Annotated in this window: 9 protein-coding genes; 5 read left to right on the top strand and 4 right to left on the bottom strand. The window is 31.2% G+C overall.

The window, feature by feature from the left end; all coding sequences use genetic code 11:
* The first annotated feature begins 120 nt into the window (after window positions 1–120).
* The 5 genes from RBU61_RS18665 (at window position 121) to RBU61_RS18685 (ending at window position 7,258) form a co-directional block, all read left to right on the top strand.
* On the top strand, window positions 121–1,956 hold the full coding sequence (locus RBU61_RS18665) for an ABC transporter ATP-binding protein (RefSeq protein ID WP_308877184.1): 1,836 nt from the start codon (window positions 121–123) through the stop codon (window positions 1,954–1,956).
* Entirely contained in the window at window positions 1,946–3,814 is a 1,869-nt protein-coding gene (locus tag RBU61_RS18670) for an ABC transporter ATP-binding protein (RefSeq protein WP_308877185.1), read from the top strand. Before RBU61_RS18665 ends, RBU61_RS18670 begins: the two co-directional genes overlap by 11 nt.
* Before the next feature lie 172 nt (window positions 3,815–3,986).
* The gene (locus RBU61_RS18675) at window positions 3,987–4,766 is read left to right on the top strand and encodes an ABC transporter ATP-binding protein (RefSeq protein WP_308877186.1); all 780 of its coding nucleotides are present in this window, start codon (window positions 3,987–3,989) and stop codon (window positions 4,764–4,766) included.
* Window positions 4,767–6,392, top strand: a complete 1,626-nt coding sequence (locus RBU61_RS18680; RefSeq protein WP_308877187.1) for a hypothetical protein — start codon at window positions 4,767–4,769, stop codon at window positions 6,390–6,392.
* An 8-nt stretch (window positions 6,393–6,400) separates the two neighbouring features.
* Complete coding sequence (locus RBU61_RS18685) at window positions 6,401–7,258, top strand: AAA family ATPase (RefSeq protein WP_308877188.1); 858 nt, start codon at window positions 6,401–6,403, stop codon at window positions 7,256–7,258.
* An 85-nt stretch (window positions 7,259–7,343) separates the two neighbouring features.
* Here the strand turns inward: RBU61_RS18685 and RBU61_RS18690 are convergent, their stop codons facing one another.
* The 4 genes from RBU61_RS18690 to abc-f all read right to left on the bottom strand — a co-directional run bounded on the left by RBU61_RS18690 (window position 7,344) and on the right by abc-f (window position 13,336).
* Window positions 7,344–9,089, bottom strand: a complete 1,746-nt coding sequence (locus RBU61_RS18690; RefSeq protein WP_308877189.1) for an ABC transporter ATP-binding protein — start codon at window positions 9,087–9,089, stop codon at window positions 7,344–7,346.
* Complete coding sequence (locus RBU61_RS18695; RefSeq protein ID WP_308877190.1) at window positions 9,079–10,824, bottom strand: ABC transporter ATP-binding protein; 1,746 nt, start codon at window positions 10,822–10,824, stop codon at window positions 9,079–9,081. Before RBU61_RS18695 ends, RBU61_RS18690 begins: the two co-directional genes overlap by 11 nt.
* Window positions 10,825–10,875: 51 nt before the next feature.
* Complete coding sequence (locus RBU61_RS18700) at window positions 10,876–11,295, bottom strand: helix-turn-helix domain-containing protein (RefSeq protein ID WP_308877191.1); 420 nt, start codon at window positions 11,293–11,295, stop codon at window positions 10,876–10,878.
* Window positions 11,296–11,455: 160 nt separating this feature from the next.
* Window positions 11,456–13,336, bottom strand: coding sequence for a ribosomal protection-like ABC-F family protein (gene abc-f / locus RBU61_RS18705; protein ID WP_308877192.1), 1,881 nt, complete (start codon window positions 13,334–13,336; stop codon window positions 11,456–11,458).
* Between the last annotated feature and the right edge of the window lie 173 nt (window positions 13,337–13,509).

Here is a 13,509-nt window from a genome sequence, read left to right on the forward strand (position 1 = left end):
CATATTTTAAAGTAGGGTGATTATACATGTATATTATATATAATCAATATTAAATGAACTAGTTAAGGAAGATAAGATATAAAGGAAGCATTATATTATAATTGTTATGGGGTGATGAGGTTGGAAAAAAAGAATTACAGTGTATTTAAAAATATAATTTTTACACATAAATACATATTACAAGAATACAGGAGTAGGTATTGGGCAGGTGCAGTAATAATTATATTGTGCAATATATTTACAACTTTTATGCTGATATTGTTACCTGCATATGCTGTAAAGTTATTGACAGAAGAAATTAGCATCTCACAGATTTTATTGAAATTAACATACTATTGCTTAGTTTTATATTCCATAACAATTTTTTATAAAAGACTTGTACAAAGTTCAGATAACACTGTAAATAAGAAGCGTATGTTTAAATGTCAAGATTATTATGACCATATTATGATAACCAATTATCAAAATCTTGATATTTCAGAAAGTAGAGAAATTCTTGATGCAGGACTTGATTCCTATATGGATGCTTTTAATATAGGATTTACTCATATGATAGTGGATTTTAGAAACTTTATACAAAGTGTTTTAGGTCTTATTGTATATTGTATTTTTATTGCAAGGGTAAATATTTGGATTTCATTGATTTTAATAGCCATATCCTCTTTTTCCATTATTGTTAATCTTTTAAATGAAAAGTGGATAAATAAAAATAAAGAAAAATGGTTCAAGTTTGATACAAAATTAAAATATTTATCTACACAGTCCACCTCGCTAAAAAATGCAAAGGATATACGATTATATAGTATGAAAAATTGGTTCATGGATACATCTGAATACTTAATTAGCCTAAGACAAAATTGGCTAGAGAAGGAGTTAAGAATCTATTATTTAGTTAATGTATCGGAACGAATTCTAACAGCAATAAAATATGCCATTGCTTATTTTGTTGTATTTAACAAAGTGAAAAATGGATTAGAAATAAGTCAGTTTATTATGGTTATAGGATTGATTTTAGGGGTTAACAATTGGGTAACCAGTATATTTGACAATATAAAATATCTACAATTAAATAATACAACTGTAAATAACTCAAGAACTGCCATAGAAATAGATGATGTGAAGTTAGAAAATAGTATCAGTAATGATTTGGATTTATATAATCATATAACAGAAGAAAAAACATATGAATTAAGATTTGAAAATGTATCATTTGCTTTTCCAGGAGAAACAACAAAAATATTTGATAATTTTAATTTGACTATTGGTAAGGGAGAAAAACTTGCACTAGTAGGAGTTAATGGAGCAGGAAAAACTACACTTGTAAAGTTGATGTGTGGATTATATAAACCTACAGAGGGAAAGATATATTTAGACGGTGTAGATATAAGCACATATAAAAGAGAGGATTATTTTAAAGTATTTTCTATCGTATTTCAAGATTTTCAAGTACTTGCTTTATCAATGGCTGAAAATATATCTTGCTGTATTAAGGAAAAAACTGACTATAATAAAGTTGATAAATGTATTGAATTGTCAGGTCTAAAGGATAAAGTAGATAAATTGAAAAATGGAGTTCATACAACTATGTTAAAAGAACTCGATGATGAAGGTGCTATCTTATCTGGAGGAGAAACTCAAAAGCTAATGCTTGCCAGATGCTTATATAAAAATAGTCCTATTATGATTTTAGATGAGCCTACTTCAGCCCTAGATGCCTTGGCAGAAAGTGAAATGTATGAAAAATATAGTTCATTAATAGATGGAAAGACAAGTGTATTTATTTCACATAGATTAAGCTCAACAAAATTTTGTGATAGAATCATTATGTTGGAACATGGAAAAATTATTGAGGAAGGTACTCACTATAATTTATTAAAAAACAACGGTGAGTATGCAAAGATGTTTAATATTCAGTCGTCTTACTATCAAGAGGAGGTGCCTGAAATTGTTTGCTAAAATATTCAAAGGATTTAATTATCATAAAGATGGTTTTGAAAGTTTAAAAATAGTTCACAAAATAGACAGAAGTATTATACCATTATTGATAGTACAATCTATTCTATCTGCATTGTTTCCATATATAGAGCTTTATATTTCTGCATATATGATTAATTCAATTATAGCAAAGGATTTTGTAAAAATACCATCTTTGATAATAGGTTTAGTTCTATCAAATCTATTGATTGGTTTGTTGATAGATTTTTTAAATAATATAAATAAGTATAAAGCAGATTATATTCAAAGAAAAATGATTATTTTAATTAATGAGAAGGCAATGGAAATAGACTTTGACATTATGGAGGACCCTCAGGTATTACAAAAAATATCTAATGCAGAATATACCATGGAGCATACAGGAGGATATTATGGCTTTATAATGTATTATAGGAAATTACTTGAGGGGATTTTTAAAATTATAACATCGGTCTCTTTGGTTATAAGTCTATGTGTTTTAGCACCAGTAAGTAACATCCATATTATAAATACACTTGCATCTATGCCATTTTCATTAGGTGTATTAGTAGTTCTAACTGTATCTAATATGAAGTTCAATAAATATGTGGAAATAAAATCTAAGAGTCATAGTTCAGATTTATTTAATAATAAAATAATCGTTGAAAGGAAATTCAGTTACTATACAGACCAAATATTCTTAAACTATCCCATGGGAAAGGATATAAGAATATTTAATATGTTTGAAATGATCCACAATAATTATAAGAAATATATGCATGAATCTGGAAAGTTTTTCGATATGTTTTATTATGAGAAGGTTAAAAATAAAGAAACATGGAATCTTTTAAGTAACTCCATTTATATGTATATTGCATATATTATTGTAATTTTAAAGGTATTAGCTGGAAGTATTACAATTGGTGAACTTACAAAATATATAGGTGCCATAAGTATATTTAACAATGCGGTTACAGATATAATTAGTGTCAATCAGCGTATAAAACTTCAAACTGAATTTGTGAAAGTATTTAATGAATTTATTAATATGGAGAATAAAAAACAAACTGGTTTATTATCGATAGAAAAGAGTAAAGATGAGGTATATGATATTGAATTCCACAATGTATCATTTAAGTATCCAAATACTGAGGGCCATGTTCTTAAAGATATATCCTGCAAATTAACTGTAAAGGATAAAATAGCTGTTGTAGGAAAAAATGGTGCTGGTAAAACCACATTTATAAAGCTATTAACAAGACTTTATGACCCAACAGAAGGATATATAACTTTAAATGGTATAGATATAAAGGAATATGATTATAGTGAGTATTTATCAATATTTTCTGTTGTATTTCAAGATTTTAATTTGTTTGCATTTCCTGTAGGTGAAAATATTGCCACAAATAGAAATGTGGAAGATGATAAGGTATGGAATTGTTTAAGTTTATCTGGAATAGCCAATAGAATAAAAGAAATGCCACAAAATATAGAAACCAATTTATATAAATATGATGAGGATGGAGTGGAAGTAAGTGGTGGAGAAGCACAAAAAATAGCAATTGCAAGAGCATTATATAAGGATGCCCCCTTTGTCATACTTGATGAACCAACATCAGCATTGGATCCAATTAGTGAGTTTGAAATCTATTCAAGATTCAATGAGTTAGTAGAAGATAAGACAAGTATTTTTATATCCCATAGAATGAGCAGTTGCAGATTTTGTGATAATATAATAGTGTTTGATAGTGGAAAAATTATTCAAAGGGGTAATCATGATACTCTTATTAAGGATGAAAACAATATTTACGCAAGCTTGTACAATGCACAGGCAAAATACTATAAAAGAGAAACGGTTTAATAAATTTTAGAATAAATTGACGAAGCTTTATAAGAGTGGAAAGGTAGAAATATCTGGCCACTTTTTTATTTATAACACTATAAAGGCTAAGTAGATGACTTTAAAAGAAGGATTTGGAAGTAGAATTCTTTATGTTATAATATAATCAATAGATTACTAGGGGGATGGAAATATGGAATCAATAGTAACCATAAGGAATTTAAGTAAGAGCTATGGAGAGAAAGAGGTATTACGGGATATTAATCTAGATGTACATAAGGGAGAAATCATAGGGTATATAGGACCAAATGGGGCTGGAAAGAGTACGACAGTGAAAATCATGCTAGGTTTAGTTGGAGATTATTCTGGAGATATAAAGATATTTGGGGAAGATATAAGAGACGGAAAAGTAGATTATAAAAAGAAAATCGGATATGTACCTGAGACTGCTGAAATTTATGAAAATCTTACAGCTAGAGAATATCTGACTTTTATTGGAGAACTCTATGGCATAAAATATGAAGAAGCAAATAAAAAAGCTGGGAAGTTAATGGATCTATTTGGAATTAAAGATGTTTATGATGCTAGAATAAGCTCTTATTCTAAGGGAATGAAGCAAAAGACTCTTATAATATCGGCTTTAATCAATGATCCTGACGTTCTATTCCTAGATGAGCCTTTAAGCGGAATGGATGCCAACAGCGTTATGGTATTTAAGGAAGTATTAGCAGAGTTAGCTAGAAAGGGAAAAACTATTTTCTACTCTTCTCATATTATGGAGGTTGTTGAGAAAATCAGTAGTAGGATAATACTTATAAATAATGGAGAAATAGTAGCCGATGGAAGTTTTAATGATTTAAAGGGTATAACTATGGATAGTTCATTAGAGAAGATATTTAATCAATTAACAGGATTCAATGAACATGAGAAAATAGCTAAGGAAATAGTAGCTACCATAGAAGAGGTGATATAGATGAAGGATTTTGGAGTATTAAGATTCTTAGACATCTTCAAGGGCATATTTGAAAAAATTGGAGTAGATTATCCTGCAATGCGAAAGATACTTAATGTAAAGCTAATATTAGATGGAAGAAGAGTATCTACCGTTTTAAGCAATCAAAATAATAAGAAAAAAGAAAAGGAAAGTAAAGATAAGAATAACTTCCTAAAGTCTTTATGGACATATATTTTAATGGGGGCCTTCTTAATTTTATTTATAGTAATTGGAGACAATTTCTTGTTTCAAATGAGCTTTGTATTTGGAATAACTATGTTTCTATTGATGACTTCTTTAATAGCTGATTTTAGTTCGGTACTACTAGATATAAAGGATAAGGAGATATTACTTTCAAAGCCTATAGATAGTAAGACCTTAAATATGGCTAAGATATTACATATATTCATGTATATTACAGCTATTACTATGGCTATTTCTGGGCCTTCACTTATTGTATCTATAAAAAGACATGGATTTACTTTCTTTTTTATATATTTATTAGCAGTTATTTTAATTGCATTGTTTACCATAATACTTACTGCCCTCATTTACCTTGTAGTTCTTAGGTTTTCCAGCGGTGAAAAACTAAAGGATATTATTAATTATGTTCAAATAGGTCTAACTATAGTTATGTCACTGGGTTATCAACTAATAGGCAGACTTTTCGACTTTATAGATATAAATAATTTGGAATATAATCCTAGCCTATGGAAATACTTTTTTCCGCCATTATGGTTTGCAGCACCCTTTGAGTTAATATTAAAGGGTAATAATGAAAGTTATATTGTAATTTATTCTATACTTGGAGTTGTAATTCCAATTGTATCTATTGTGATTTATATAAAACTCATGCCTATGTTTGAAAGAAATTTACAGAAGCTAAATAGTGCAGAGGGGCAGACTAAAGATAAGAATAAAGTTAATATTTTTGTATCAAAGTTAGCCTGTAAAGATGAGGAGGAGAGAACTTTTTACAAATTTGCTGCTAATATGTTAAAAAATGAGAGAACCTTCAAATTAAAGGTTTATCCAAGTTTGGGGATGGCAATTATATTTCCATTTCTTATGATGTTTAGTATGAATAGAAGTCAATTCTCAAATATTTCTAATACGAAAAATTACTTATGGATTTACATGGCTTTTGTGATGATTCCTAATATATTAATTCTCTTAGGGTATTCTGGAAATTATAAAGGAGCCTGGATATACGAAACTATACCTATTAAAAATAAACCAGCTATTTATAGAGGCACTGTTAAGGCGGCAATAGTTAACCTATTTGCACCTGTATTTGTTTTAGTGAGCTTAATATTTCTAATTATATATAAAATGCAGATAGTAGATCAGATGATAGTAGTTGGAATAAATATGCTGCTCTTTACTATTATAGAATTTAAGATATTAGATAAGAATCTGCCGTTCTCTAGAGCCTTTGAAGTAACAGAAGGTCCAGGTGGATATAATATCCTAATAAGTATATTTATTATGGGTATGTTTATATTGGGGCATTATATATTGACTAGAATTCCTTATGGTGTATATGCTTATATTCCAGTTGGATTGATTATAAGCAAAGTAGCTTGGAAGAAATGTGTTGCTTAGGGAAGGTGATGATAATTTATTTAAATACTTTTACATTTCCAAATGAAGGTATGGAATTTGACTTTTTGCTAGGGATAAGAAGAACTTGCTATGACTCATTTTATCCATTTAAGATATTATCAAAACATGATCTTGAAAGAGTTGATTTTGAGCAAATTACGATTTTCTATGGTGGGAATGGCTCGGGAAAATCAACAGCATTAAATGTGATTGCAGAAAAAACGGAAATCAATCGCGATTCTATCTATAATAAATCTAATTTTTATGGAGACTATGTCAGTATGTGTACGATGGAGATTGTGACTGATATTCCTGAAAAAAGCAGAATTATTACTAGTGATGATGTCTTTGATTATATGTTTAATATCCGCAACCTTAATGAAGGAATTGATCAAAAACGAGAAGAACTTTTTGGGGAATATTTAGATTCTAAGTATTCTCAGTTTCAAATGAATTCCATAGCAGATTATGAAAAATTAAAAAAGATGAATGATAGTAGAAGAAAAACTCAGTCACGTTTTGTGAGAAATGAATTAATGGATAATGTACGAGAATATTCAAATGGTGAAAGTGCCTTTCTATATTTTACAGAAAAAATAGAAGAAAATGGACTTTATCTATTAGATGAGCCTGAAAACAGTCTTTCCCCAAAGCGTCAGATGGAGTTAATGAGATTTATTGAGGACTCGGCACGATTTTTTAACTGTCAATTTATTATATCAACACATTCTCCTTTTTTCCTTGCTATGGCTGGGGCAAAGATATATGATCTTGATGAAAACCCAGTTGTAGTGAAGAAATGGACAGAACTAGAAAATATGCGTACATACTATGAATTTTTTAAGAAATATGAAAATGAGTTTTAAAGAATATTTGACAAGGCTCACTGAGGATATTTATCCTCAGTGAGCCTTATTTTCTTGGAATTTAATATTCCTTTTAATAATTTCTTTAACTCCAAGTCATTCTTTCCAGTATGACACGTTTGTTATACCAGTCGTCGCTTTGCAAAAGTTGTTTTGGTGTCCCCACATTTTTAACCATGCCATTTTCTAAGAGAACCACTGTGTCACTAGCAACCATAGAAGACATACGATGTGAAATGGATAGTATCGTATGGGATTTGCTTACCTTTTGTAGTACTGAAACTATTTTTTCTTCTGTTATGGAATCAAGGTTCGCCGTAATCTCATCAAGTAGCAGAATTGGAGGATTATTCACAATAGCTCTTGCTATGGAAAGAAGCTGTTTTTGTCCTTGTGAAAATATGGTATCACTTATTATTACAGTGTCCAAACCGTTTTCCAACGTAGCAATGTAGTCGGTTAATCCTACGAAATCCAAAGCATTTTCAATCTGTTCTCTTGTAATGCTTTCATCTCTCAAACTAATCTGTTCGGCAATGGTTCCTTTCACAATATGAATATTTTGATCCACATATCCGAATATCTTTCGTTTCTCTGAGTTGGGTATATCACAGACATTGAATCCACTTATTGTGATATTTCCATTAGTTGGCTCCAAAAGACCCATAATTAGTTTGAAGAGTGTGGTTTTCCCAACACCGGTTCTACCTATAAAGGCGATATTTTCACCAGGTTTAAAGCTAAGATTAATATCTTTCAATATATCCACACCATTTTCATATTGAAAACTAAGTTCATTAAAGGCGATTCTCACATTACTGCGATTGGGAATAATGTCAGCAGCCGTAACATTTGCCTTTTTCGGGTTGTCTTCCGGTTCTTTTATAAAGTCATTCACTCTGTGGATACCCGATATCGCCTGCTGGATACTTTGAAGTTCCATGCCAAGGCTTTCGATTGGCTTAAACAGGCTAGATATAAGTTCTATGGTTGCAGCTACCATACCCAATGATATTCCCAAGTAGTTTAATTGGGCTGATGACAGGATGATGACAAGACTGATAAAAACTGCTCGTGTAATTTGAATGATCGGAGGGAATATGGAATCGTACCAGTTCACTTTTTCAACGGTTTTATAGCTATCGAGCAGATAACCAATATAGTTTTTCTCCATATATTCTTCTTTGCTATAAGATTTTATCATCTGTACATTTTTAAGGCTTTCGGAAATATGGTTGTTTACTTTGCCAATAAGTATTCTGTTCTCAACTTGTGCTTTTAACATTTTTCGTTGAAAAAGCCGTGTGATAGCATAAATGATAGGCAGAAGAAACAAAGTTATGATTCCAAGTTTTTCACTGAACATCCATATTGAAATGACAATACCAATTATTTTCAGGCAATCAATGACCATTCCAATAATGCCATTAGTAAACAACGAGTTAATAGCGTCAACATCATTTGTGAAACGTGATACGACCATCCCTGAGGTATTTTCTGAAAAAAAGAGTGCATTTATTTTTTCAAGTTTCTCCATCATCTCCATGCGTATTTCTTTAGTGATTTTCTGCCCTAAGACTGTTAGAATTGCTTCCTTCATAAAATCGAAAATACCAGCAAACAATATTGCACCTATGTAGGCACCAGCCAAAACAAGCAGCTTATCCGCAGTTTTTTGAACAAGGTTTTGATCAATTATTATTTTCAAAATTTGGGGCGGGATTAGACTTAATAAAACAACACCTATTATTGAAATCAGTAATAGGATACTTAATCCAATATCTTTTTTAATAACTCTTATAATAGCTGTCTTAACTGGGTTATTTTTCATCAAAATCACCTTCCTTAGTTCCTTGCAGATTGTAGATGGTTGAATAAACCTTGGATTTTTCTAAAAGTTCATTATGAGTACCATATTGAGCAGATTTATTACCATCCAGTAAAAGGATTCTATCTATGCTGTTGAAAACAGCTAAACGGTGTGAAACCAATATAATCAAGCTATCCTTATAGGATTTCTTAATATTTCTAATAATTTGTTCCTCAGTTTTCATATCAATAGCTGAAAACGGGTCATCCAATATGATAATTTTGTTTTTGTTAAATAATGTGCGGGCAAGAGCAATACGTGCCTGTTGTCCTCCGCTCAACCGAATGCCACTGTTTCCCACCAGTGTATCTTCTCTATCAGTCATATTTATCAAATCATCATTAAAACATACATCTCTAAGAACATTGTCAATCTGACCTTCACATCCTAATGTAATGTTGTTGTAAATGGTATCAGAAAGAAGTTGTGGCTCATGGCCTAGGTAGGCGATCATTTGACTTCGTTCAAATTCTGAGTAGTCCTTTAACTCCTTACCATCTATTTTAATACTTCCCTCATAAGGGTAAAGACCGAGTAAGGACAAGGCAAGTGTGGATTTTCCGGAAGCTATGCCTCCCGTTACGCCTATGATTTCTCCCTGCTTACCCTCAAAACTGATATTTTCAATTACATAATCACCATGTTCTTCATAGCGGAAACTCAGGTTCTCTACAGTTAGCTGTGTGCCATTACTGCTTATATTAAGGTCAGTATACTTACTTTGATATTCCGTTAGGTATGGTTTGATACGGTTCCATGAAACCTGTGATTTTTGCACAGAGTTAAAGAGTTTTGCTGCTTTGCTGGCTTTGGTTGCCATAGTAATAAAAGCAGTTATATATGCCGAAAAAATCCCTACTGAAAAGCTACCATCTATTACTTTCATGCCTCCCATATAAATGGCTGGGATAATGCCAAGCATTGCAATGACATTATAAACGGGCTGCATAGAGTTTTCCAGTATATTTGCCTTGATTGCTTTGTTTTGTAAGTCTTCTAGATTATTTCGGTATCTTTCCCTGTTTGCCGGCTCCATTCCGCTGATACGGTATAGCATAGCATTTTCAATGGTATCATAGGTGATGTCAGTCACTTCGCTGCTTTTATTACGGAAGGCTCTTGTATATTTATAAATAAAGCCTTTAAGATTTTCCGCAATCAACATAGCGACTGGAACAAACACTATTGAAAACAAGGTTATTTTCCAATCATATACAAGGAGCAGAACAATATAGGAGACCATCATCACACCAGTATCAAAAACCTCAGTTGTAAATTTCCGCATTCCCTCTACACATAAATCAACATCAGAAACAACTCTTGTCATAAGGTTTCCAATGTTTTCATCATCTAGTTCCGAAGTGCTTTTGTTCATAATATTATTGTAAAGCATAAGACGCATGGTTGCACTGGTACTGTTAGCAAAGCGTCTTATGTAAAACCGTTTAAAGTACCTGAAAAGTTGTATCAAACCTATCATCATAATAAAGCTCACAGCAAGGGTAGTTACAGTGGACAGGCTATTATTATGTGCAATGGAATCTATGAGCTTACCTTGATAGATTGGCAGAAAAACTAATGAGATATTATATAGTAATCCGAATATGATAATACAGACTACAATAAATTTTTCTTTTTTCCAGTAGTTAAGCATTCTGTCCGGTTGTTCCATCGGCTCAATTTTTAGCTTTGACATAGGCTTTCTCCTTTTTAACTATATATTATTAAATTTGCATTTGTTATAGAATCAATCTTTAATCAGCCAGAAAACTTTAAATGTTAGTTTTTCAATTCCACGTTGTCGTTTGTAACTGACCCTTAAAGTTGCGTCGTCGGGGAGGAAAACATCTTTGTTTAAATCTGGTAATAATTCACGGACATTTGCGCCATTGATAGTGAGCATTTCAACGTCTCCCTTTATCTGTTCCAATATATCTTGCTTAGATAACCTTGTGTCATTAGCAATCCGATATAGTTCTGTTTGATTTAGATAATTAGTAGAATCGCCTTCACCTAACCACTTCAACAAAGCAGTTTTATTAAACCTCCATTCACGTCCGATCTTTCTTGCTGGAATATGTTCTTCCCGAAGTAGTTTTATCATGGTTCGTTCGCTGACTCCAAAAAGCTCCATTGCCTGTTCAAGATTTAAAATATCATCGTCCATATCAGCACCTCCTATGTTTTCGTATTTATTATAATAGCATATGATAATCACTTGGTCAACATTTGACATGAATATAACATCACTTTATATGCAGTTTAGTATGAACTTGACAGTAAAAGCCCCACCGAAGTGGGGCCTTGATTATTATTTATGATTAGTTTTAGATTTGAAGAGTCTCCCATAATTCATAAGAGTCTTCTAGTTGTTTTTCAATTAATTCTTTTTCAACAAATAACTCATATAACCTATCTGCATTATCGCTGTTTAAAGCCATTTCTTCATCAATAAGTTTTAATTTATTTTCAAATTCTTCAATTTCCTTTTCAGCCTGTGCTATTTTAAAGATGTTAGGTTTTTTAGATGGTTTAGCTGGAATTGTTTTAACTGGCTTAGACTCCTTGACCATAGGCTTTCCAACTACTTCCTTTTTCCTTATTTCCAAATATTCGTCATATGGTACAGGATATAACTTTGCTCTAGATTTATCTAATACCATTATCTTTGTAGCTACTTTTTGGACAAAATATCTATCATGGGAGACAAATATAGTTGTACCATTGAAATTAGAAAGTGTTTCTTCTAAAACTTCTCTAGAGTCAATATCCAAATGGTTAGTAGGCTCATCTAGAACCATAAAATTCACTTTATCAAGTATTAAAGAGCATAATTTAAGTCGAGATTTTTCACCACCAGATAAAGATTTGATTTTCTTATATACATCATCTCTAATGAATAACATTTTTGCTAACTCAGATCTTGCTTCAGAATTGCTGATATTATGTTTTGCAGCAAAGTAATCAAGAATTGTCATATCTTCATCTTCAAAGACTACATTTTGTGGCAAATAGCCTAATTTTATACTGGAACCTATGGTAAAGCTCCCACTATCAGCCTCAATTTCTCCAAGTATAATCTTTAATAGGGTTGTTTTTCCACCACCATTTTCTCCCATTATACATAACTTATCCTGATAAAATAGAGTAAAGGATATATCTGAAAATAATTTTTTATGAGAAAAGGATTTTTTAAGATTTTCTGCATTAAGAACAATTTTTCCAGAACGATTTACTTTTTCAGAAGAGAGTCTAATTTTGGAATCTTCCAATGTTGGTCTATCTACTACTTCTACCTTCTCTAATCGTTTCTCAAGTTCTTTAGCACGTTTATACATCTTTTCACTATCTCTCATGGCACCCCAAATTCTATATCTTTCAATTTGCTGTTCCATTTTCTCGATTTTTCTTTGATTATTGATATAGGCATTATATTCTAATTCAAATCGTCTTTGTTTCTCCTCAACATAATAACTGTAGTTTCCATCATATATCTTTGTACCTATGGGTTCCAACTCTATAATCCTATTGGCAACTTTATCAAGAAAGCTTCTATCATGTGAAACCATAAGAACTGTACCGTTATATCCTAATAGAAATTCTTCCAGCCATTCAATAGATTCTATGTCTAAATGGTTAGTAGGCTCATCTAATAAGAGTATATCTGGATTTTCCAAGAGTAATTTTGCTAAAAGAACCCTGGTTTTTTCACCGCCAGATAATTGTTCAAATGGCTTCTTTCTAAAGTCATCTGGTAGGAAAAGTCCGCTACATACTTTGTTTATATTAGTGTCCATAGTATATCCACCACAGCGTTCAAATTCCTCCATAAGTAGACCATAACTATTCATTTCAATCTCTAATTCTTCACCAGATAAAGTCTTTAATCTTTCTTCCAAGTTTTTTAACTCTAGCTTAATATTAAATATATTTTCAAAGGGCATTTCAAGGATTTCTATTACAGTAGTATCCTTGGGACATTTGAATATCTGGTCTAAATATCCAACTCTACTTCCTTTTCTAAAGCTAATATTCCCTCCATGATAATCTTCAATGCCCATTAATATCTTCATTAAGGTAGTTTTTCCGCATCCATTCTGTCCAATTAATCCTACCCTTTCATTACTGTGTAATTCAAAGGATATATTTTCAAAAATCTTATTCGCTCCATAATATTTGATTAGATTATTTATACTGCATTCAATCATATGTGCCACCTCACTTAGTTAAATTATATTTGAAGAAATATCCATAGTCAAGGATAGGAAATGTTACAATAAATCCTTCAAAATCAATTATACATCTCTTGCTTATAATTACAGTCTATGGGAATGGAAAGATAAGGATTAATAAGATATAATATAAAAAAGATGTACCCAAA

The sequence above is a fragment of the Tissierella sp. MB52-C2 genome (assembly GCF_030931715.1).
Lineage (GTDB): Bacteria > Bacillota > Clostridia > Tissierellales > Tissierellaceae > Tissierella.

Excerpts from the sequence above, each read along its gene's own strand:
- RBU61_RS18700 (WP_308877191.1), bottom strand. The coding sequence starts at position 11,295 with ATGGACGATGATATTTTAAATCTTGAACAGGCAATGGAGCTTTTTGGA.
- RBU61_RS18680 (WP_308877187.1), top strand. The coding sequence starts at position 4,767 with ATGAAGGATTTTGGAGTATTAAGATTCTTAGACATCTTCAAGGGCATA.
- RBU61_RS18690 (WP_308877189.1), bottom strand. The coding sequence starts at position 9,089 with ATGAAAAATAACCCAGTTAAGACAGCTATTATAAGAGTTATTAAAAAA.
- abc-f (WP_308877192.1), bottom strand. The coding sequence starts at position 13,336 with ATGATTGAATGCAGTATAAATAATCTAATCAAATATTATGGAGCGAAT.
- RBU61_RS18675 (WP_308877186.1), top strand. The coding sequence starts at position 3,987 with ATGGAATCAATAGTAACCATAAGGAATTTAAGTAAGAGCTATGGAGAG.
- RBU61_RS18695 (WP_308877190.1), bottom strand. The coding sequence starts at position 10,824 with ATGTCAAAGCTAAAAATTGAGCCGATGGAACAACCGGACAGAATGCTT.
- RBU61_RS18685 (WP_308877188.1), top strand. The coding sequence starts at position 6,401 with ATGATAATTTATTTAAATACTTTTACATTTCCAAATGAAGGTATGGAA.